We start from the raw sequence: 21,585 nt of genomic DNA, 5'->3' as shown, positions 1-21,585 counted from the left end.
AACCCGTACGTGTATCAAAGGGCCGTCCGCACGGCAGACTTCATGCGGGAAAGCCAGGAAGGATTGACATGGCAGAACGCACGTCCCCCACCGAGCGCCAGAGGCGGCTCGGGAGCGAAATCCGGAAGATGCGCACGGCAGCCGGTGTGTCGGCTGAGTCCGCCGCTCAGCTTCTCGGCCTGGACCGGTCCAGGCTTTCGAACATCGAGCAGGGTCAGCGGGCCATCAGCCCAGAGCGCGTGCGAGCCTTGGCGGAGGTGTGCCGATGCCTGGACGAGGCATACGTAGCCGCTCTTGTCGGCATGGCCGCTCCCGCTCGGCGCGGCTGGTGGAACCGCTATCGGGACACGCTCCCCGCAGGCCTTCTCGACATCGCGGAGGTCGAGGCCCATGCGCTGCGGATGCGTACGGCGCACTCGGTGCACATTCCCGGTGTTCTCCAGACGAGTGACCATGCCCTCGCTGTCTTCCGCGTTGTGGTCCCGGCCCTCCCGGAGCACGAGGTAGCCCTACGACTGGCACACCGCATGGAACGGCAGCAGATGCTTGAGGGCACAGCTCCGCAGGAGTACGTCGGGGTTGTGCACGAGGCTGCCCTCCGTATGCAGTTCGGCGGCCGGAACGTCGCACGTAAACAGTTGGACCACCTCGTCACCATGTCCGAGCGCGTCCACATCACGCTGCGCGTCATTCCGTTCGAGGCCGGCGCCTTTCCCGGGGCAGGGCAGACGGTGAACTACTCCGAGGGCCCGGTACCGCAATTGGACACCGTGCAGGTGGACAGCACGCATGGGCCCGAGTTCCTGCACGGGGAATCGCAACTGGCCAAGTACCGTTCGCACCTTGACTGGATGGAGCGGATCGCTCTGTCCCCTGCGGATTCACGAGATCTCATTCACACCGTCGCACGCAACCTCTGAGGGGCCACTATGCCGGACATCACCTGGGAAGACCCATTCTGCGGTGAGGGAGCCAGCTGCTACAGGCTCGGAACGGACGCCCAAGGCAACAGCTACATATCCCTGGCCGGAGCCGAGGATCGTTACCTCACCGACAGCCGCGAGGCCCTCCAGCAGATGATCCGGGACATCAAGGCCGGCAAGGCCGATCACCTGCTGTAGACGACGCCCGCGCCCCCGTCGGCCGGGCGCCTGCGGCGGCTCAGGAGCTGCCAGGCGCCCAGGCCCAGGACCAGCACGGTCCCGGCGCCGATCCCGGCGAACCCGATCGCTCGCATCGTGAGGTCCTCACCGCTGCCGGGGCCCGTGTCGCCGATCCCGAAGCCGGCCGCTTCCGGATCGCCGTCGTACGCCGGGCCCGGCTGCGCCGCTCCCTTGAGGCCGACGTTCAACGTCATGGGGACACTGCTCGGGACCTTCGGGTCGAGCGTCACCTGGACGTAGTACCAGCCCTGGAACCTCATCGCCGATTCCGCGGTCGACTCTCCCTCGAACCGGTTCGCGTAGGCGGCCGGGGCCGTACCGAGATCGACTCCGACGGGGGCGCCCCGGTAACCGATGCTCTTGTCGGAGACCGGGCCACGTGCCGTGTTGTACAGCGCGAGGCGCAGCCCGTTGACGGAGAACGAGCCGTCCGTGGTGCCATTGGCCAGCTGGGCCCGCAGGAAGAGCTGCTGGCCCCAGGCGACCGGCACCTTGTAGAAGCGACTGTCTCCCGGCTGGAGGTCGTCCCGCCAGATGCCGTCGTCGACGGCCGCCGCGTCGTTGAACCCCGTGCCGCCGCTCACCTTCTGCGGGGTGCCGTCGGCCGGGGACGGCGCTTCCGAGCTCCAGGAGGTGGGCGCCTGGGGCTCGGCCGCACCGGGCTTGAGCCCCGGTTCCGCCATGTAGGTCAGCTCGATCGGCCACTCGGCTCCGCCGCCGGTCTTCGTACCCACCCGTGTCACGGTGTAGAGGTAGTCCCCGGCCTGTTGGCAGGCACCGGTGTCGTCCTTGATGCGACGCGACGCGTAGCTCGCGATCGGCCGTGTGGTGTCGCCCCCGAAGTACGCGGCCGGGCTCGAACCGCACGGTGTGCCGCCGGCCGAGAGCAGTTGGACCTGGATCCCGTCGAGGATGCCGCTCGTGGTGCCGCGAGGCGGGGCGAGAACCGTGGAGACGAATGCGTTGGACGTGTCGTCCAGCCGGACCCGGTAGTACTTCTTCTGGCCCGGCCCGATGGTGTCCGAGTAAATCTTCGCCCGCTCCAGCCGGGGGCCGTCCGCGCTCGACTCCGTACCGGTGACAGGCACGGAGCCTTGCGCAGGCCGGTAGGAGGCGGCACCGCCTCCCGGGGCATCGTCCGCGCGCGGGCCCGCCGCCGCGGTGCCCGTCAGCAGCAGCACGCAGAGTGCTGCCGCCGCCCCGGCGGCAGCACCGCCCACGGGCCTCGACTTCATTTCGCTCCTGCCGTTCGGCGCTGGGAACCTGTGCGTGCCGTGCCTACGAGGCGCCGGCGCGCTGGAAGGTGACCTCCACGCGCCGATTCTTCTTACGGCCCTCTTCGGTCTCGTTGTCGGCGATAGGGTAATCCTCCCCGTAGCCACGGATCTCGAAGGTGACGTTCGGCAGCCCGGGGGCGAGAACTCCTGACACCGCGTCGGCACGCTGTTTGGAGAGGACGTCACCGTGCGCGGCGGAGCCGAGGTTGTCGGTGAATCCGAAGACGCGGACCTTGGTCGCCTTCTGGTTCTTGATCTCCTGGGCGATCGCAGTGATGCGGGCGTTGGCCTCACCACTCAGCTTCGCGCTGTCCTTGCCGAAGAGGACCTCGGCCTGGAGGGCGAAGGTGATGTCCACGTTGGTGTCCTCGCGGCGTTCCTCACCGCCCAGGTCCTCGACGACGGACTTGATGTCCAGCACGCGGACATCACCGAGGGTCGCGCCGTCCCCGAGCATCAGTCCGGGCGAGTTCGCGTCGACCTCTACGGGTGGCGAGGCGGAGGGGACGGCCGTGGGGTTGTCGTCAGCCGTCGCAGAGGCGGCTCCCCACAGGGTCGAGGTACCGAGGACCACGGTGGCGGCGGCGCAGAGAGCGACGCGGCGGCGCAGGGCGCCTCGTGAGGCGTGTGGTGTGGGGGCGGGTGGCTGCATGGTGGCCATCACCCGGAGATCTTGATCGTCGCGGTGGGCATGGTCGGGATCTGGAAGTCGACCTCAGCCGTGCCCTGCGGCGGGGCGGGGAACTGCGCGAAGAACGGTGCCTCGCCATCCGGCTGGATTGCTTCGAACTTCGTGCACAGGCACCGGCCGTCGGTGTCACGCAGAATCAGGTAACGCTTCTTGCCTGCCTGGTCCACCAGAGTCGCGCCGGCCATGGATGCGCCGTTGTTCACGAGCTCCTGCTCAAGCCCTTGCCATCCGGGGGCGAACCAGATCTGATCCGATCCGTTCTTCACCTGCCCCTTGACCGTGATGAATCCGCCGGACTCACGCTCGGCCGAGCTGACAGTGACCTCTACGCCGTCCTTGCCCTTGATCGTGGCCAGCACCTGGTCCTCGTCCGCCGCTTCGGGCTCCGGGGCCTCACTCTTCTGGCTGTCGGAAGAAGCGGAGGATTCCTTGGGCTTGCCCTCCGACTTGTCTGATCCCTCGTCGCCGCCACATGCCGTCAGCACGACAGCCATGGCTACAGAGGCAGCCGCCACAGCGGCCCCCTTGAAGCGAATCCGGGTCATGGCTGCACGCATCGGCGTGGTCCTCTCGATGTCGTTCATCACTTGTCGGCCAGGTGGACGGAGAAGAGGTCTGCCAGGTCCGGCAGGAGCTCGATGTTCTTGGGGTCGATGTCGAAGTCCAAGTCTTCGTCATCGCAGACGGCTTTGTACGCCTTCTGCTCCTCGGACTCGTCCGTGTCGCCGTCGTCGTCATCCGCCGGGACGCTCGGGGCGGGACGCATGTCCTCTTCGATCCGGCAGCGCGGCTCGATGACCGCTCGCGCGGTAGCTGTGGCCTTCCTCGTCGTCGTACTGGCGATCACCGAGTCGCCGACGGACTTGTTCGTCTCGACCGTGACGATGTACGAGACCTCTGGCCAGTCCTCCGCGTAGCACCCGGCCCCGCTCAGGTGGGCATCGTTCTCGGCAGCCAGCCAGCCGGCTGCATCACAGGACCCCGAGAGAGCTCCGCGCCCGCTCAGCAGGTCGTCCCACTCGTCCAGGTCGAAGGCGCCGGGCCAGCTCAGTTGGTCGCGCGCGTCCGTCGCCGCCGCGAGCGCGGCGGCATCTGCGGCGGTCTGCGCCTCGTTCTTCTTCATCGACGCCTGACCGACGGCGAAGTACGCGAACGCAAGAAAGAGCAGGCCCGCCACCACCATGATGTAGATGGGGAAAGCCTGCCCTGCCTCGCGTGTCTGCCTGGCTACTACTTTCCGCCGGTGATCTTGGCGATCTGCGCGGTGATGGCGCCACCGATCGCCGTCCCGATGTTCGTCAGCATCAGCGCCGCGATGATCGCCACGACCACCACGATGATGCCCAGGTACTCCACCGAGCCCTGCCCCCGGTCCCGGTCTGCCCGGGCCTTCATGCGCTCCACCGAGGTGTTCGCCCAGACCTTGGCGTTGACGGAAGCCTTCAGCATCAGCTTGCTCATGGTGTTCCCCTCCGGGTCCGGCCGACCGGAGGCCGGCCGACGCGTATGTCTCTGCGGTGCCGCGTCCGGAACCGGCTTCCTCCTGGCCGGTGCCGTCGGCGACATGAGAAAGGTACGACGGAACCGCCGGCCCCACGGAGGGCCCCAGGGCCCAAACCCGGGCCCAAAGCGGCCGTTGGGCCCGTTGTCCTGCGCGTGTCCCCCTACCGGGGCTTCTCCCCCGTTCAGCCATGGCTGCCTGTCCCCCTCGCTCCAGGTCCCGAACCCGGCGCCGTGCCGAGCCAGCGGGCTATGGCCTCACTGCGGCTGCCGCTGTGCAGCTTGGTGAAGATCCTGTTGATGTGGTTCTTGACGGTCTTTTCGCTGATGAAGCACGTGGCGGCGATCTGCTGGTTGCTCATGCCCGAGGAGATGAGCTCCATGACCTCCGCCTCCCTCGAACTCAGGTCGTACTGCTGCCGGTTGGGCGCATGGGGCCGAATGCGTTCACTGTCTGTCGAAGACTGTGCCACAACGGGTTGCAGTTGCGAAAGGGCTTCCGGATTTCCCGCCGGCCGCGCCGCCGGCGGCGAAGTCGCCCGCCCGGCGTGGGGGCTGCCGCCCGGGGGCTGCGCCTCGGAGCCCGGGCCCGGGGCGCTGTGCGGCACGCCGGCCGTCAGTGCCGTTCCGAGCCCCTCCGGCAGCTGCCTCGGCTGATGGTCCGCCCCTTGGCGCATATGGGCGAGAAGCGCCTTGGCCGCGGTCGCGGTGAAGGGGGCGCGGCCGCTCTTCGTGTCGCGTACGGACTGCACGAGTTCATCGGCCGTGAACTCGCCGTGCACCAGATAGCCGCCCGCGCCGAGGCGCAGTGCCTCGTGCACGATGTCGCTCTCGCGGCTGTACGTCAGCATCATCACGGGTGCAACCTGCACCAGGTGCGGCAGGGCGGAGAGGCCGTCCACCCCGGGCATCCGTACGTCGAGCAGGATGACGTCCGGCCGGTGGCGTACAGCGGCCTCGTAGGCCGCGCGCCCGTCCGCGGCCTCGGCCACGACCTCGATGTCCGCCCGGCCGCTGAGCAGGACCCCGAGCCCCGCCCGTACGACGGGGTTGTCGTCCGCGACGACGACCCGGAGGGGCCCGGGTGCCGGCCCGTCGGGAGCGGCGGGGAACGCGGGCATCTGCCCGGGCGCGTGGGGCCCGCCGGCGGGTGTCGCGGAGGCTTCGGCCGCCGGGGGCCGCTGGGGAGTCGGCGGGAGCTGGGTGGCCGGGAATGCGGGGGAGCTGACTTCCGTGCTGAGCGGGGAGCCGTGCGAGGACGTGTGCTGGGAGGCGTGGTTCTGTGCCGCCCGGTCCTGGCCCGACGCACGCGAGACGTCGTCCGGCATTCTGCGACCTCCTCTCAGGAGTTGTGGGGACGAAGGTGCGGGGAGCGGTGGAGCGCGAGCGGTTACGGGTTCGGAGCGGGGGCCCGGGCTGCCGGGTCCGTCGCACCGGTCGGGATGAGGGCGGCCGTCGGGAGTTCCACGCGGACCTCCGTGCCCTTGGCCGCCCGTCCCTTGCCGATGCGGATGCGCGCGCCGATGGAGGCCGCGCGTTCGACCATGCCGACGAGCCCGAAGTGGCCGGCCCGCCTCAGGTCGTCGAGTGTGGTGCCCGGGGGCAGGCCCTGGCCGTCGTCGTACACGCTGACGCGCAGGACGTCGCCCTTGATGCCGGCCAGGACGACGAGGTACGTGGGGTGGGCGTGCCGGTTCGCGTTCTCCATCGCTTCGGAGGCGACGGTGAGCAGCTGCCGGGCGACGACGTGCGGGACGCGGGGTACGGGTGTGTCGCCGAGGGTGCGGAACACGGTGTTCATCCCGTGGCGCCGGGTGAAGTCCTCAGCCCTGGAGCGGAGTTCCGCGACGAGGTCGACACCGCCGTCGAGCCCGGATTCGCGGCGCAGGTCGGACAGGAGTTCGCGGGATTCGGCGGCGGCCCGGCGGGCGGATCTGGCCACCAGTTCCGCCTGGTGCCGGACGGTGAGCGGGTCCATCCGTTCGGAGGAGCGGGCGAGTCCGTCGGCAGCCAGAGCGAGGCCGTGCAGGGTCTTGGCGACGGAGTCGTGCATCTCCCGTGCCAGCCGGGCGCGTTCGTCCTCGACGGCCACGCTGACGGCGAGACGGGCCCGGGTCTCGGTCAGCGCCTGGCTGGCCGCGCCGACGCGGAGCATCAGATTGCGCAGGGCGACGCCGACGGCTCCCGCGAGGACGCAGAAGCCGGGGAGGAGGAGGACGTCGGCCACGCTCGACTGGGGGCGGTTGTCGACGCTGAAGGCGGCGGCCAGGATCAGGCTCTGCACGACGGCGAAGATGCCGGCGACGCGCCAGCCGTAGAGCAGCCCGGCGAGCAGCGGGGTGCAGACGACCGCGTAGCCGAGGGTCGACTCGGGGGTGGCGGTGAACAGGAGCAGCGCGCCGAAGACCGTGTCCACCCCGAGGAGCAGCGGGTGGCGCACGAGGAGCGGCCCGAAGCGTTCCCAGTCGCGGTAGAGGGCGTACGAGCCGACGAACGTCACCAGGACGGCCGATCCCACGAGCCAGCCGGCGAGCCCGGGGGCGCTGTTGTCGACCGCTTGGGGGGTGCCGATGGCGATCATGGCGAGCCGGAAGAGGAACACCTGGCGGGCCAGCGCCTGGAGGGCGTTGACCTGGATGGAGACCGTGGGTGCGGGGCCCACCGGGGTGGACAGGGTGTGGCGGGGGTCCGCGGACTCCGGTCCGGGCTGCAGGGAGATCGTCATCGGCCCGTCGCTCACTCCCCCGTCAGGGATCCGAAGTTGGTGCCGGATCCGAGGAGCATGGCGGCGCCCATGAGGATCACGGTCGCGGGGATCATGAACGTGGTCACCATCAGGGTGGCCCTGGGGACCGCCTTGGCCGCCTTCCGCCGGGCGTTCTGCGCGTCGGTGCGGCGCATGTCGTTGGCGATGGCGATGAGGGTGTCGACGATGGGCGCGCCGAGTTCCTCACCCTGCTGGAGCGCCGTGACGAACATGGCGACCTGTTCGGAGTCGTTGCGTCGGCGCAGCTCGTCGAAGGCCTGGCGGCGGCTGACGCCCATGTCCATCTGACGCAGGGTGATGCGCAGTTCGTCGGCCCACGGGCCCTTGTACTTGTCCGACACCCGGTCCAGTGCCTGCCGGAAGCCGAGCCCGGCGGAGACGACGACGGCGAGGACGTCCAGGAAGTCGGGGAGGGTGCGGTCGATGTCGTCCCGGCGTTTGCGGACGGCGGCCCAGATGCCGACCTCGCCCCAGAAGATCCCGAAGGCGACCATGAGGAGCGCCACGAAGAACTGGCCGCTGGTGAGCATGACGAAGGCGGCGGTGCCGCCGAGGATGCTGTAGACGGCCCGCCGGGCGGCGTAGCGGTCGATGGTGAGTCCGCCGGGGTTGCCCGCCATGTCGATCTTGCGGCGCTTGTCGTTGACCTTCTTGGGTCCCATCAGGCGGAGCACGAGGGGCGCCCAGCGCATTCCGAGACGGTCGATGCCGGAGCCCACCGCGGTGGTACGGGTCGAGCCCACCTCCAGGGCGAGCGCGAGGTCGCCGGGGAGGGTGGCCTCGGCGCGGTACATCCGTACGCCCTTGAAGACGCCGAACACACTGAGGCCGACGACGAGAGCGAGCAGCAGTTCCATATCGGTCCCCTCCTCAGATATCGATCTTGGAAATGCGGCGGATGGCGACGAAGCCGACGGTGTAGAGGCCGAGCGAGACGATGACGGCGACCTGGCCGGCGAACGATCCCGTCATACGGTCGAGTGCTCCCGGGAGCATCGTGTTGACGAGGAGCATCGCGCCGACGCCGATGGCGGGGACGGCGTACGCGGTGGCGTTGATCTGCGAGAGCTGGGTGCGGACCTCGCGCCGGGTCTCCTTGCGCTCCTCCAGGGTGACGGTGAGGTTGCGCAGCGAGGAGACGACCTGGCCGCCGGCCCGGTTGGAGAGGATGAGGGTGGCGACGAGGACGACCAGTTCGCGGGAGGGCAGGCGGGTGGCGAGCTCGTCCAGCGCGTCGTCGAGCGTGCGGCCCACACCCAGCTGGTCGGCGACGATGCGGAGTTCGTCGCCCGCGGGCGCTTCGAGTTCATCGGCGGCCATGGCGATGGAGGTGCGCAGGGAGAGCCCGGCCTGGGTGGCGTTGGCCAGCACCCTGGAGATCTCCGGCAGCTGGCTGATGAAGGCCTCGGTGCGCTTGGTGCGGTGCCAGTTCAGGAAGGTGTTGGCGGCCCAGATCCCGGCGAGGCCGGCGAGCGGGCCGAAGAACGAGGCCAGGGCGGAGGCCGCGATCAGCCACATGGCCACCACCCCGGCCACGACGTAGAGGAAGTACTCGCCCGGAGTGACGTCGAGGCCGGTGGCCGCGAGCTTCAGCTCGATCCTCTTGCCCAGTTTCGTACGGCGCAGCCGGCGGTCGAACCCCCGGAAGCGGCGCTGCGGGCCCATGTCGATCTGGCCGGTCGAGGAGAGCCGGTCGACGAGGGCTTCGCGCTGGGCCTTGCCCGAGGTGTAGGCGTGCAGGCCCAGGACGCCGAGTACGCAGCACAGCAGCGTGACGCCGAGGGTGAGCGGTGCGAGGTTGTCCATGGCGGGGTACCTATCTGGCCTCTCGGGTGGCGAGGTATTCGTCTGACGGGGCGACCCCGAAGGCCTGGGGGATCGGCTGTCCGGCCATGTAGAGCCGGTCGGCGATGCGACGCGGGAGCGGGAGGGCCTGGAAGTCACCGTGGATCAGGCCGTCGGTGTCCATCGGCCGGGCGTCGAACCGGGCGACGGTGACGATCTTGTACGGGTCACGGCCGTGCGAGTCGAGCACCGCGATCTCGGTGACCCTCCTGCTGCCGTCGGCGTGCCGGGTCAGCTGGACGATCACGTCCACGGCGCTGTTGATCTGGTCGTGCAGGGCCTCGAAAGGGATCTTGATCTCGGACATCGACGCGAGGGTCTGGAGCCGCATCAGCGCGTCCTCGGCGCTGTTGGCGTGGACGGTGGCCAGCGAACCGTCGTGGCCGGTCGACATCGCCTGGAGCATGTCGAGCGATTCGCCGCCTCGGACCTCACCGACGACGATCCGGTCGGGGCGCATACGCAGGGAGTTGCGGACCAGGTCGCGGATGGTGATCTGGCCCTTGCCCTCCACGTTCGCGGGACGCGACTCCAGCCGGATCACGTGCTTCTGCTGGAGCTGGAGTTCGGCGGAGTCCTCGATGGTGACGATCCGCTCGCCCTCGGGGATGAGCCCGGAGAGCGCGTTGAGCAGCGTGGTCTTCCCGGTGCCGGTGGCCCCGGAGACGATCACGTTGAACTTGGCCTGGACGAGCCCGGCGAGCAGCAGCAGCATGTGCTGGTCCAGGGAGCCGAAGCCGATCATCTCCTGGAGCGAGAAGGACCTGGGGAAGCGCCGGATGGTGAGCGTCGCGCCGGTGAGCGAGAGCGGCGGGATGATGACGTTGACGCGCTCACCGCTGGGGAGGCGGGCGTCGACCATCGGATTGGCCTCGTCCACGCGCCGGTTGACGGTGGAGACGATGCGCTCGATGGTCTGCATCAGCTGCTCGTGGCTGGCGAAGCGCAGGGGGAGCTGCTCGACCCTCCCCGCCCGTTCGACGTAGATCTGGTCGGGTCCGTTGACCATGATCTCCGTGATGGAGGCGTCCTCCAGGAGCGGTTCGAGGACGCCGAGCCCGAGCGCCTCGTCGACGACGCGCCGGATGAGCTGGGAGCGTTCGACGGTGGAGAGGACCGGGCCCTCACGGCTGATGATGTGGCCCAGCACGCGTTCGAGCCGGGCGCGGCGGTCCGCGGTGGCCAGCGAGGACATCTCCGCGAGGTCGATCTCCTCGAGGAGCTTCGCGCGGTACGTCGCGACCAGGTGGCCGTCCTCCCGTCCCCCTCCGCGCTCCTCGGGGGCGGTGATGCGTGCCCGCAGGCTCATGGGCGGTACTCCTCGGATGGGATGGGGTGCCTAGTCGCGGGGCATGGTGGCGGACTTCTCGACGGTCCGGTCACCGAGCAGGCCGAGCAGGATGTCCGGGATCTCGACGGTGACCGTGACCGTGACCGCGTCGCCCCCCGCGGGCGGCGAGATCTGGGACCGCTCGGCGACCCAGCCGGTCATGGACGCCCTTCCGACCTGCGCGTAGGACCCGGACACGTCCTCCTGCGCGGCGGTACGCGCGGCGGCCCTGGCCGCGGTGCCCGCCTGCTGGGCGGTGTAGGCGATCAGGCCGAGCTGGATGCCCGCGAGGCCGATGAGGATGAGGACGGGGAGGAAGCCGAGGTACTCGATGGCGGTCGAGCCTCGGTCCCCGCGCCTGGCCCTTCCCCGTCTCCGTCCGGCCGCGCAGGGGATGCGTACGGGTGCCATGACGTGTCACTTCCCTTCCGCGGCCGCGCCGGCCGTTGCCGTGACGGGGATGGGGAGGCTGGCGAAGCCGGGGAACAGCACGGGTGTTTCCAGCCTGACGGTGGCCTTGAACACGTCACTTCCGGGCTCGCACCTGATGTCCGCGGAGCCCTCCCAGGCGCCGGGGAGCCGTTCGTGCACGGCCTCCTGGCATCTGCTCTGCATGTCCCACGCCCCCGCGGCGACGGCCTTGCGTACGCCCTCGTCCGCCGCTCCGCTCGCCAGCGTGAACGTGTAGCCCACCAGGACCGCCTGCCAGAGCAGCACCAAGGTCACCAGGATGATGGGCACCATCCCGGTGAACTCGATGCTCAGCTGCCCGCGGTCGCGTCTCAGCCCTGTCCGTATCCGGCCCGGTTCTCCCGCGTCCCTCGTCACTGCCGGCCTCCCCCGCTGGTCGTGCCGCCCTTGCGCTTGCGGCCCCCGATCGAGCCCCTGTCGCCGCGCAGCATGCCGCCGCGCGACTCCGCTCCCTGCGAAGGCTTCACGAGTCCGAGCTCTCCCGCCAGGGCCCAGAGGGCCTGTTTCACGGTGGAGCGTGGGTCCAGCTCGTGCATCCGGCCCGAGTCCACGGCGCCCTGGAGCTCCTTGAAGTTCGCCGGGACCGCCGTGCCCGCCATCCGGGTCCCGGTGATCCGCTGGATCAGGGCGGGCTGGATCTCCGTGTTGCGGTTGAAGCGGTTGACGAGGATCACCGTCTCCTCGGCCTTGCGGACCTGGAGCCGGTCCCACATCCGCACGATGCGTTTGGCGCCCCGCACGGCGACGACGTCGGGTGTCGTCACCAGCACGGCGGTGTCGGCCATCTCGATCGCCGCGGCGTTGGCGCCGTTCATCTGGCTTCCGCAGTCGATGACGACGATCTCGTAGCGCGAGCGCAGCGCGCTGACGATCTGGCGGGCGGACCGGTCGCTGACCTCTTCGCCGCGTTCGCCCTCCCCCGGCGCCAGCAGCAGCGCCAGCCCGGTGGTGTGGGAGAACACGGCGTCGGAGAGGACGCGCGGTGATATGTCGGCGATGGCCGCGAGGTCGACGACGGAACGCCGGAACTGCACGTCGAGGTAGGCGGCGATGTCCCCGGTCTGGAGGTCCAGGTCGACGAGCGCGGCCGTGCGTCCGGATGCCTGCGCGGCCAGGGCCAGCTGTACGGCGGTGAGGGTCGTCCCGACCCCGCCCTTGGCCCCGGTGACCGTGACGACCGTCCCGCCCGGGCCGGTGAACACATCGCCGCCCGCCCCGAGGTGGCGTCGTACGCCCGTGGACCACTGCGCGGCGGCCTGCACCCGGTTGGCGAGCTCCTCGTAGCTCAGGGGGAGGGTGACCAGGCCCCGTGCTCCCGCGTCCATGGCCGCGGCGAAGAGGCCGGGGCTCGCGTCGGCGGTGATCAGCACGACCCCCACGGCGGGGAAGCGCAGGGACACCTCCCGGATCAGCTCCAGGGCGGGCACCGGGCCGATCCCCTCATGGACCAGCACGACCTCGGGCAGTTCCTCGATGGACTCGCCGGCGAGGCGGGCGAGGGTGTCGATGAGCTGCGTCGAGTCGCCGACCGGAGCGGCCGGCTCCGCGTCGGGGAGCTGGCTGAGCAGGGTGGTGACGGACCTGGCCGCGTCGGGGTCACCGACCGCCGGGAGGATTCTGGTGGTCATCCGATCCTCACTTGTCCTTGTCGAGCGTGTAGGTCCGGTCGCCCGGACGGATGGTGCCGTCGCTGCCGGGGGCGATCAGTGCGAGACGCACGTGCTGGGCGAAGGACTCCGCGTACGCGACGCGCTGGGTGTCGAGGGTGTTGAGCGCGAAGGTGATCGGCACGGCCTCGGTCGCCTGGTTCCTGTCGTCCTTCTTCGGCTCCAGGGCGGTCAGTTCGCCGACGTCGAGCACCTTGGCGTTGGAGACGATGACCTTGGACTGGGAGACCTCGCCGTCCCGCTCGCCCGCGAACGTGGCGTAGATGTTCACCTTGTCGTTCGGCCGGATCTTGCCCGCGACGCCCGTCGCGGCGTCGATCATGATGGCGATCTCCTGCTCGCCCGGCCTCAGCTCCGGGCTCCTCACCATCATGTCGGACTGCATCAGGGAGCCCTCCTGCAGCTCGGTGACGGCGATCTTGCCGTCGACCTCGTCGATGTCCGTGACGGCGTTGTCCGACAGCCAGCGTTTGGGCATGGAGACCTTCTCGAACTGCCTGGCGGAGAGGTCCGTGTACGGGGCCACGTCGGTCTTGAGGCGGTAGGCGTCGACCTCGGGCCCGACCTTGGAGTTGACGTCGCTGATCACCGAGAGCACCCCGGCGAAGGCGCCGAAGGCGCACAGGACCGACAGGAGCAGGAGTATCACGCCGCGGCGCTGGCGGGAGTTCATGGGCCGGACAACCTCGTTCGATTCGGATGCGTGGAGCAGCGGACAGAAAGGGATGCGCGGTGTCTGCGGAGAGCCCCGGGCACGCTAGGTGCTCGGTGGCGCGGCCGCGCCAGGACTCAGGACACCCGGGGAGTGCATTCGGTTCTCCGGCGGTGCCAGCGGGGAGGAACAGAACCCGCAGCGGTCGCCGATGAGCTCCATTCCGCACCAGTGGCAGCTTTCCCGGCGTACGGAGGAAACGAGCTGGTAGATCACGGAGATGTCCGGAAGGAAGGAGGCGAATTCCACCAGCTTCCCGGTGCCCCACCAGCGCGGCGAACCGGAAGGCAGCGCACACTCCTGAATGGCCTGTACCCCCCATGCCGGGGCGAGGGTCTGATGGACCCATTCCGATGTCAACTGGCCTTTGGCAACCAGCAGTTGTGTAGCGAACGGCGGTCCGGCCGGCGGTTCGGCCGTCGGGCCGATCCTGACCAGCTGCGGGCTGGGGCCGGCGAGCACGGCGAACTGGGACCCCGGCAGCCAGGACTTGGCGTGGGTCTTGAGGCTGACGGGGACCATGTCGAGCCTGGCCACCGAGTTCAGCAGGGCTCCGGCGTGGATGTAGTGGGCGAGCAGCCGGGCCGCCGAGGCCACCACCCCCGGGCTGAAATCGCAGATGGAGAGCTGGCGCAACTGCCGCACGAGGACGGCCACGCCGAGCGGTGGCAGGTCCGTCTTCAGCAGGGCGATGCGGTCGCTCTCCAGGACCGAGCGGATGGCGTGCAGTCTGCGTTCATGTGCGGGGCTGATGCCCGTGGGATAGACGGCGATCACATAGCCGTGCTGCTCCAGGAGCAGGTGCATGTCACCGATCGCGAGATCGAGGGGCTGGGCTTCGGGTGCCTGGAGCAGCGCCGCTGTGGGTGTCTGCTGATCGGTCGGCGGTAACACGAGATCAGCACTGGTCACTGCTATTGCGGTCGGCACGCTCTTCCCCGTTCCGGCTCCGGCCGTCGTCGGGGGGACTCCGGCCGCAATCGCTCCTGCTCCGTGCTTCTTCCCCAGCACTTTAGCCACGTCAGACCAGGCAGAGAACAGATATCGGAACCCAGTACGAAGACGGTACGGCACAGGCGTTCGCTACGCCTCCGTACGAAATCGGACGAAAAGCAATGTGGTTAACTCCTGCACCACTGCGCAGAGTTACCCCGGCGGACCGGGTTTGAAATCCGCGGGAATTCATCCGCCCACGTCAGAACGGATTGCGGCCGCTTTCCCCAGCCCTCCGCGATATCCACTCCGTCACACTCGATGCGTTCCGGCCGAACCACCCGTGCGAGTGGAACCGCGCGACCGGGGACGGTCACTCGAAGGTGAGCACATCCCCTCTCCGGCCCCCGGGGCACACCTCCCGCGCGCATCGGGACCGCCAGAGGTCTTGACAACTTGATTGGTCTGGACCAGTTTATCGGCCAACGGTGGCCACCGTTCCCGCCAGCACCCCCAACTCCCCCACCGGAGGCAGCAAGTGGAACGCTCCGCAGGCAGCAGCAGGCACAGAAGACGCCGGGTCCGGCCGCTCCTCGGCGGGGCCGTCGCCGTGATCGCAGCGGGGGCGCTGGGCGTCACCGGGCTCGTCAGCACCGCGCAGGCGGCCGATGTCAACGTGGCCAGGAACGCCGGCTTCGAGTCCGGGCTCGCCAACTGGACCTGTTCCGGGGGCAGCGGCGTCACCGTCTCCTCCCCCGTGCACAGCGGCTCCTCCGCGCTCAAGGCCACTCCGGCGGGCCAGGACAACGCCAAGTGCACCCAGAGCGTGGCCGTGAAGCCCAGCTCCACCTACACGCTGAGCTCCTGGGTGCAGGGGGGTTACGCGTATCTCGGTGCGAGCGGCACGGGCACGACGGACGTCTCCACCTGGTCGCCCGGATCCAGCAGCTGGACCCAGCTGCGGACCACCTTCACCACCGGCCCCTCCACCACCTCGGTGACCGTCTACACCCACGGCTGGTACGGCCAGGCCGCCTACGTCGCGGACGACATCCAGGTGAGCGGGCCCGACGGCGGCGGTGGCACGGACCCGGGGCCCGCGATCCCCGGGGCCCCCGCCGGACTGGCCGTCGCCACGACGACCACCTCCTCCGTCACCCTGAACTGGAACGCCGTCTCCGGCGCCACCGGCTACACCGTCTACCGGAACGGCGCGAAGGCGACCACCTCCACCGGCACCTCCGCGACGGTGACCGGTCTCGCCGCGGACACCGCGTACCAGTTCTCCGTCAGCGCGACGAACGCCGCCGGTGAGTCCGGCAGGTCGGCGACCGTCAGCGGACGTACGGCGAAGGCCACCGACCCGGGCCCCGGCCCGACGACGTCGGTCCCCAAGCACGCGGTGACCGGCTACTGGCAGAACTTCAACAACGGCGCCACCGTCCAGAAGCTCAGCGACGTCCCCGCCGACTACGACATCATCGCCGTCTCCTTCGCGGACGCCACGGCCACGCCCGGCGCCGTCACCTTCAACCTGGACTCGGCGGGGCTGAACGGTTACACCGTCGACCAGTTCAAGGCCGACATCAAGGCCAAGCAGGCCGCCGGCAAGAACGTCATCATCTCCGTCGGCGGAGAGAAGGGGGCCGTCGCCGTCAACAGCGACGCCTCCGCCACCGCCTTCGCGGACTCGGTGTACGCGCTCATCCAGGAGTACGGCTTCAACGGCGTCGACATCGACCTGGAGAACGGCCTCAACTCCACCTACATGACGAAGGCCCTGCGCTCCCTGTCGTCGAAGGCGGGCTCCGGCCTCGTCATCACGATGGCCCCGCAGACCATCGACATGCAGTCCACGTCCGGTGAGTACTTCAAGACGGCGCTCAACGTCAAGGACATCCTGACCGTCGTCAACATGCAGTACTACAACAGCGGTTCGATGCTGGGCTGCGACGGCAAGGTCTACTCGCAGGGTTCGGTGGACTTCCTCACCGCGCTCGCCTGCATCCAGCTGGAGGGCGGCCTCGCCCCGTCCCAGGTCGGCCTCGGCGTCCCCGCGTCCACCCGCGGCGCGGGCAGCGGCTACGTCGCCCCGTCCGTCGTGAACGCGGCCCTGGACTGCCTGGCCAAGGGCACGGGCTGCGGCTCCTTCAAGCCGTCCAGGACCTACCCGGACCTGCGCGGCGCGATGACCTGGTCCACGAACTGGGACGCCACGGCGGGCAACGCCTGGTCCAAGGCGGTCGGCCCGCACGTCCACGGCCTCCCGTAACGCGAAGGCCCCTTCGGTCCAGCAGCGCCGCCGCTCCCCCGGCGGCGCTGCTGCGTGCGCCGACGTCACCAGGGCAGGTCGATCACCTGCTTGACGCACAGCACGATGAACAGCAGTCCCGCGGCGCCCAGCATTCCGTTGCTCAGCCAGCCGTTGCGCCATTCCCTCGGCGTGCGGGACGAGTTGAGCAGCCACAGCAGGGTCAGAGCCAGGAACGGCATGAAGAAGGCGCCCAGGACGCCGTAGCCGATGACGAGCCCGAAGGGTTCGTCCAGCCACAGCAGCGTCATCGGCGGGAAGGTCAGCCAGAGCAGATACGCCCGGAAGGGCACGGACCGCTCCTGCCGGCTGACCGTCTCGCCGGTCGCCTTCTCCTCGCCCGTGGCACCGCGGGCGGCCTGGATCCGCTCCACGAAGTCGGCGAACATCAGGCTCACGCCGTGCCACACGCCGATGAGTGACGAGAACGAGGCGGCGAAGAACCCGACCAGGAAGAGCTTGGCGGTGCCGGCCCCGAAGCGGTCCTCCAGGATCCCGCCGAGGTCGATCAGTCCCTGGTCGCCCTTCGTCAGCGCGATCTGCGAGGAATGCAGCAGCTCCGCGCCGACGATGAGCATCGCGACGACGAAGATGCCGGTCGTGATGTAGGCGACCCGGTTGTCGATCCGCATCACCTTCATCCAGGAGGTGTCGGACCACCCCTTGGCGTTGACCCAGTACCCGTACGCCGCCATGGTGATGGTGCCGCCGACACCGCCGATCAGCCCGAGCGTGTAGATCAGCGAGCCGTCCGGGAGGACGGGCAGCAGCCCCGCGAAGGAGGCGCCGATGTCCGGCGACACCCTGATCGCGACGTAGACCACGACGACGAACATCACGCCGATCAGGACGGTCATGACCTTCTCGAAGACGGCGTACTGGTTGAACCAGACGAAGACCAGGCCGATCAGCCCGGTGACGATCGCCCAGGTCTTCAGGCCGGGTCCGTCGGGGAAGAGCGCCACGATGGGCAGGGCGCTGGAGGACATGGCCGTGGCGCCGTAGACGAAGCCCCAGATGACGACGTAGACGGCGAAGTAGCCCGTGGTCCACCCGCCGAGCGTGCGCCAGCCGTCGAAGAGGGTGCGGCCCGTCGCGAGGTGCCAGCGGCCCACGGCCTCCGCGAGGGAGATCTTGACCAGGCAGCCGATCACGGCCGCCCACATGAGGGTGTAGCCGAATTTGCTGCCCGCGATGAGCGTCGCGACCAGGTCCCCCGCTCCGACGCCGGTGGCCGCGACGACGATGCCGGGCCCGATGTAACGCCAACTGGATGTACGCGGCTGGGAGCTCAGCTCCCCCGCCCCTGTGGTCTCGCTTGTCTCCGCCATGTCGATCAACGAAGCGCATCACGCCGGATCGCACAAGGGGGCGCGTCATGCCGGATCGCACAAGGGGGTGCGCCGCCCCCTCCGGATCCGGGCCGCCGGCGGTGTGCGGGCGTCAGTGTCCCTTGCCGTCCCAGTGCGCGAGGACGGCGTCCGCCCCGGCGTGCAGGACCTGGGCGGGCGTGCCGTCACACACCTGCGTGGAGACGCCGAGCAGGAAGCCGTGGATCATCGATGTCACGCCGTCCACGTCGGTGTCCTCGGCGAGTTCGCCGGAGGCGACGCCGCGTACGACGCACTCCCTGATGTGCGCCCGGTCGGTCGCACGGCGCGCCGCCACGACCCTGCGCGTCCCGGCTTCGTCCGCCATGGGTGGGTGAACCGTCCCCGACAGGGCGATGAGGCACCCCGGCGGGTGGGACGGGTCGGTCTGCATGTCGATCGACCCGTGCAGGAGCCGGGCGACGGCCGCGCGGGGGCTCACCGCCTCGTCGGCCGCGGCATCGGTCACGCTGCCCGGCCCGGCGATGTAGTGCTCGACGGCCCTCTCGAACAGCCCCTCCTTCGAGCCGAAGGCGCCGTACAGGCTGGCCGAGGACAGCCCTGTGGAGTCACGGAGCTGGGCGAGCGAGGTCGCTTCGTAGCCCTGTTCCCAGAACAGGAGCATCGCCGCCTCCAGGACCGCCTCCATGTCGAAGGCGCGGGGACGACCGGCGGGGGACACGACGAACCACCTCCATTACAGACTGTGCGATCCAGTTTGACACCCATGGGCCACCCGGTCAATATCGGATCGATCGATCCGCAATCAATCGAGGGAGTCCGGCCCATGACCACCACGTGCCCCACGCCGCCCGTGCACGAACGAGCACGCGTCGCGGTTCCCGTTCCGGCGCTGCTGGTGATGGCGTGTACCGGATTCATCGTGATCATGACCGAGACGCTGCCTGCGGGGTTGCTCCCGCAGCTCTCCGCCGGGCTCGGCGTCTCCGAGGGCGGCGCCGGGCAGCTGGTGAGCGCCTATGCCGTCGGGACGGTCCTCGCCGCGATCCCCGCGATCACGCTGACACGCGGGGCACGGCGGAAGCCGCTGCTCCTCGCCGGCCTGCTCGGATTCCTCATCGCCAACGGCGTCACGGCGCTGTCGCCGTCCTTCCCCGTCGCTCTTGTCGCCCGGTTCGTCGGGGGAGCCTTCTCCGGCCTGCTCTGGGGCATGCTCGCCGGCTACGCCCGCCGGATCGCCGCGCCCGAGCACGCCGGGCGCGCCCTCGCCATCGCGATGACCGGGACCCCGGTCGCGCTCGCCGTCGGGACTCCGCTCGGCGCCTGGCTGGGCTCGACGGTCGGCTGGCGCTGGTCCTTCGCCGCGATGTCGCTGCTCAGCATCGTCGTCATGGTGTTCGCGAAGTACCTGGTGCCCGACGCCCCGGGGCAGCCGGCACGGACCCGCGCCCCGCTCGGCCGGGTGCTGACCGTCCCCGGTGTGGCGACCGTCCTCGCCGTCGTCTTCATCTGGATGCTCGCGCACAACCTGCTCTACACCTACATCGCGTCCTACCTGCGGCAGACGGGGCTCGCGCTCCGGCCCGACATCACGCTGCTCGTCTTCGGCGTCGCCGCGCTCGGAGGAATCTGGATCACAGGCGTGTTCATCGACCGCGCCCTTCGCGGCCTCACCCTGGCCGGCGTGGCCCTCTTCGCCGTCGCCGGGGCGCTTCTCGCCGTGGCGCAGCACTCCACCGTGCTCGCGCTGCTCGCGGTCGTCCTGTGGGGCCTCGCGTTCGGCGGCTCGGCGACGCAGCTGCAGACGGCCATGGGCGAGGCCGCGAGGGAGAACGCGGACGCGGCGAACGCGATGCTGACGACCTCCTTCAACCTGGCGATCTTCGCGGGCGGGGCCGTGGGGGCCCTCGTCGTCGACGGTGTGGGCGCGCGCATGCTGCCCGCCTGGATGACCGCCCTGGCCCTCGTGGCACTCGTCGCGGTCGGCTTCGGCCGGCGGGCCGCTTTTCCCACGGGGCGGTGACCGGGCGCCGGGGGCTCGGCGCGGACGACCGAGCCCCCGGCGGAGGGATGTGGACGACGGCCTCAGATCACCAGACTGAGCGCCGCGGCGACCACGAAGCCCGCGACCGAGAGGACCGTCTCCAGGACCGTCCAGGTCTTCAGGGTGTCGCGCTCGGAGATGCCGAAGTACTTCGAGACCATCCAGAATCCGCCGTCGTTGACGTGCGAGGCGAAGATGGAGCCCGCCGAGATCGCCATGATGATCAGTGCGAGGTGGGCCTGCGACATGTCCTGGCCCTCGACGAGCGGGACGACGATGCCGGCGGTGGTGACGATCGCGACCGTCGCCGAGCCCTGCGCGACCCGCAGGACGACGGAGATCAGCCAGGCGAGCAGGATGACCGGCAGGCCCACGTCGTTGAAGGTGTCGGCGAGCGCGTCGGCGATGCCGCTGCCCTTCAGGACGGCTCCGAAGATGCCGCCCGCGCCGACGACCAGCAGGATGTTGCCGACGGGCTTCAGCGAGGACGTGGAGACCGACTCGAGGGACTTGCGGGACCAGCCCCGGCGGATGCCCAGCAGGTAGTAGGCGAGCAGCAGGGCGATCGTCAGCGCGACGAAGGGGTTGCCGAAGAACTCGATGACGGAGCGCGGGGTCGACGGGTCGAGCGCGATGGAGGAGAACGTCGCGGCCAGGATGAGGATCAGCGGCGTACCGATGATCGCGAGCACCGTGCCGAGCGGGACGGGCTTCTCGTGGGGGGTGACACCGGCGGCGCGCTGCTCGGCGACGACCGCGGCCTTGGCCTCGGCGGCCGCCTCGACCATGTCCTGCGGCACCTCGACGAAGATGCGCTTGCCGATCCATGCGGCGTAGCCCCAGGCGGCGAGGACGGACGGGATGCCGACCACGGCGCCCATCAGGATGACCCAGCCGAGGGAGACGTTGAACAGGCCCGCCGCGGCGACCGGACCGGGGTGCGGGGGCAGGAACGCGTGGGTCATCGAGAGGCCGGCCAGCAGTGGCATCGCGTACAGGATGACCGACTTGCCGGAGCGCTTGGCGGCGGCGTAGACGATGGGCGCGAGGACGAAGATGCCGACGTCGAAGAAGACCGGGATGCCGAAGATGAGGCCGGTGAGGCCCATGGCGAGCGGGGCGCGCTTCTCACCGAAGAGGTTCAGCAGGCGGGCACTGAGGACCTCCGCGCCGCCGGACACCTCCAGGATGGCGCCGAGCATCGTGCCGAGGCCGATGATGATCGCGACGTGCCCGAGGATGCCGCCCATGCCGGATTCGATGACCGAGACGGCGGCCGACTTCTGGACCGTGCCGAAGAGTTCGGTGACGGAGAGTCCGGCACCCAGGCCGACGGCTATGGACACGGCGAGCAGCGCGACGAACGGCTGCAGCCTGACCTTGATGATCAGGAAGAGCAGGAGTGCGATCCCGAGGGCGGCGACGGTCAGCAGACCGGGCGTACCGCCGATCAGGAGGAGCAGTCCACCGGTGTGGGGTGGCGCCTCGGGGGCGGGGGCGGCGGCGAGCAGCATGAGCGGTCAACTCCGTTGGTGACGGGGTC

At 69.7% G+C, this 21,585-nt stretch carries 21 protein-coding genes and 1 pseudogene; 4 read left to right on the top strand and 18 right to left on the bottom strand.

The features are described 5' to 3' along the window. Positions 1-68 precede the first annotated feature (68 nt). Positions 69-920: a helix-turn-helix domain-containing protein gene (locus tag ACIBCU_RS09295; RefSeq protein ID WP_399230329.1), complete on the top strand. Its 852-nt coding sequence runs from the start codon at positions 69-71 to the stop codon at positions 918-920. Positions 921-929: 9 nt separating this feature from the next. Continuing rightward, complete coding sequence (locus ACIBCU_RS09290) at positions 930-1,121, top strand: hypothetical protein (RefSeq protein ID WP_399230328.1); 192 nt, start codon at positions 930-932, stop codon at positions 1,119-1,121. Here the strand turns inward: ACIBCU_RS09290 and ACIBCU_RS09285 are convergent. The 15 genes and pseudogenes from ACIBCU_RS09285 to ACIBCU_RS09215 form a co-directional block, all read right to left on the bottom strand. Continuing rightward, positions 1,109-2,398, bottom strand: coding sequence for a hypothetical protein (locus tag ACIBCU_RS09285; protein ID WP_399230326.1), 1,290 nt, complete (start codon positions 2,396-2,398; stop codon positions 1,109-1,111). The genes ACIBCU_RS09290 and ACIBCU_RS09285 overlap by 13 nt on opposite strands. A 43-nt stretch (positions 2,399-2,441) precedes the next feature. Further along, the gene (locus ACIBCU_RS09280; protein ID WP_399230882.1) at positions 2,442-3,092 is read right to left on the bottom strand and encodes an OmpA family protein; all 651 of its coding nucleotides are present in this window, start codon (positions 3,090-3,092) and stop codon (positions 2,442-2,444) included. Positions 3,093-3,100: 8 nt separating this feature from the next. Then, positions 3,101-3,715 carry a hypothetical protein gene (locus ACIBCU_RS09275; protein ID WP_399230324.1) on the bottom strand — a complete coding sequence of 205 codons (615 nt, stop codon included), beginning with the start codon at positions 3,713-3,715 and terminating at the stop codon, positions 3,101-3,103. Then, positions 3,715-4,326: pseudogene (locus ACIBCU_RS09270) on the bottom strand (pilus assembly protein TadG-related protein); the annotation flags it as partial. The pseudogene ACIBCU_RS09270 and the gene ACIBCU_RS09275, both read right to left, overlap by 1 nt. 35 nt (positions 4,327-4,361) lie before the next feature. Beyond that, positions 4,362-4,592 (bottom strand): hypothetical protein, encoded by a 231-nt coding sequence (locus tag ACIBCU_RS09265; protein ID WP_362938144.1) that lies wholly within the window; start codon positions 4,590-4,592, stop codon positions 4,362-4,364. A 224-nt stretch (positions 4,593-4,816) separates the two neighbouring features. Beyond that, positions 4,817-5,959 carry a response regulator gene (locus tag ACIBCU_RS09260; RefSeq protein ID WP_399230322.1) on the bottom strand — a complete coding sequence of 381 codons (1,143 nt, stop codon included), beginning with the start codon at positions 5,957-5,959 and terminating at the stop codon, positions 4,817-4,819. Between the two features lie 62 nt (positions 5,960-6,021). Continuing rightward, positions 6,022-7,356, bottom strand: coding sequence for a histidine kinase (locus ACIBCU_RS09255; RefSeq protein ID WP_362940020.1), 1,335 nt, complete (start codon positions 7,354-7,356; stop codon positions 6,022-6,024). Between the two features lie 11 nt (positions 7,357-7,367). After that, positions 7,368-8,255, bottom strand: coding sequence for a DUF5936 domain-containing protein (locus tag ACIBCU_RS09250; RefSeq protein WP_399230319.1), 888 nt, complete (start codon positions 8,253-8,255; stop codon positions 7,368-7,370). A gap of 13 nt (positions 8,256-8,268) precedes the next feature. Beyond that, positions 8,269-9,204 (bottom strand): type II secretion system F family protein, encoded by a 936-nt coding sequence (locus ACIBCU_RS09245; RefSeq protein ID WP_362940026.1) that lies wholly within the window; start codon positions 9,202-9,204, stop codon positions 8,269-8,271. A 10-nt stretch (positions 9,205-9,214) separates the two neighbouring features. Beyond that, positions 9,215-10,552: a CpaF family protein gene (locus tag ACIBCU_RS09240; RefSeq protein WP_362940029.1), complete on the bottom strand. Its 1,338-nt coding sequence runs from the start codon at positions 10,550-10,552 to the stop codon at positions 9,215-9,217. A gap of 30 nt (positions 10,553-10,582) precedes the next feature. Further along, positions 10,583-10,984, bottom strand: coding sequence for a TadE/TadG family type IV pilus assembly protein (locus ACIBCU_RS09235; RefSeq protein ID WP_362940032.1), 402 nt, complete (start codon positions 10,982-10,984; stop codon positions 10,583-10,585). 6 nt (positions 10,985-10,990) lie between these two features. Continuing rightward, positions 10,991-11,401, bottom strand: coding sequence for a TadE/TadG family type IV pilus assembly protein (locus ACIBCU_RS09230; RefSeq protein WP_399230314.1), 411 nt, complete (start codon positions 11,399-11,401; stop codon positions 10,991-10,993). Next, positions 11,398-12,672: an AAA family ATPase gene (locus tag ACIBCU_RS09225; RefSeq protein ID WP_362940038.1), complete on the bottom strand. Its 1,275-nt coding sequence runs from the start codon at positions 12,670-12,672 to the stop codon at positions 11,398-11,400. The genes ACIBCU_RS09230 and ACIBCU_RS09225 overlap by 4 nt, the downstream gene beginning before the upstream one ends. 7 nt (positions 12,673-12,679) lie before the next feature. Continuing rightward, positions 12,680-13,384, bottom strand: coding sequence for a Flp pilus assembly protein CpaB (gene cpaB, locus ACIBCU_RS09220; protein ID WP_399230312.1), 705 nt, complete (start codon positions 13,382-13,384; stop codon positions 12,680-12,682). Positions 13,385-13,468: 84 nt separating this feature from the next. Next, positions 13,469-14,317 carry a hypothetical protein gene (locus tag ACIBCU_RS09215; protein ID WP_399230310.1) on the bottom strand — a complete coding sequence of 283 codons (849 nt, stop codon included), beginning with the start codon at positions 14,315-14,317 and terminating at the stop codon, positions 13,469-13,471. Positions 14,318-14,894: 577 nt separating this feature from the next. Between ACIBCU_RS09215 and ACIBCU_RS09210 the strand changes: the two genes are divergently transcribed. Further along, positions 14,895-16,628: a chitinase gene (locus ACIBCU_RS09210; protein ID WP_399230308.1), complete on the top strand. Its 1,734-nt coding sequence runs from the start codon at positions 14,895-14,897 to the stop codon at positions 16,626-16,628. Positions 16,629-16,693: 65 nt separating this feature from the next. Here ACIBCU_RS09210 and ACIBCU_RS09205 read toward each other — a convergent pair whose 3' ends face one another. Together ACIBCU_RS09205 and ACIBCU_RS09200 are read right to left on the bottom strand one after the other, a co-directional pair. After that, positions 16,694-17,998, bottom strand: coding sequence for an Nramp family divalent metal transporter (locus ACIBCU_RS09205; RefSeq protein ID WP_362940050.1), 1,305 nt, complete (start codon positions 17,996-17,998; stop codon positions 16,694-16,696). A 112-nt stretch (positions 17,999-18,110) separates the two neighbouring features. After that, complete coding sequence (locus tag ACIBCU_RS09200; RefSeq protein ID WP_362940053.1) at positions 18,111-18,719, bottom strand: TetR/AcrR family transcriptional regulator; 609 nt, start codon at positions 18,717-18,719, stop codon at positions 18,111-18,113. Between the two features lie 105 nt (positions 18,720-18,824). Here ACIBCU_RS09200 and ACIBCU_RS09195 point away from each other — a divergent pair, with 105 nt between their 5' ends. Continuing rightward, positions 18,825-20,021: an MFS transporter gene (locus ACIBCU_RS09195; RefSeq protein ID WP_399230305.1), complete on the top strand. Its 1,197-nt coding sequence runs from the start codon at positions 18,825-18,827 to the stop codon at positions 20,019-20,021. Positions 20,022-20,083: 62 nt separating this feature from the next. Here the strand turns inward: ACIBCU_RS09195 and ACIBCU_RS09190 are convergent, their stop codons facing one another. Continuing rightward, on the bottom strand, positions 20,084-21,556 hold the full coding sequence (locus ACIBCU_RS09190; RefSeq protein ID WP_104788634.1) for a GntP family permease: 1,473 nt from the start codon (positions 21,554-21,556) through the stop codon (positions 20,084-20,086). Positions 21,557-21,585: the final 29 nt, after the last annotated feature.

This window comes from Streptomyces sp. NPDC051064 (assembly GCF_044455985.1).
In the GTDB taxonomy this organism is placed as follows: domain Bacteria; phylum Actinomycetota; class Actinomycetes; order Streptomycetales; family Streptomycetaceae; genus Streptomyces.
The sequence above is the reverse complement of the archived record's forward strand: the minus strand, read 5'-3'. Positions and strand labels throughout refer to the sequence as shown.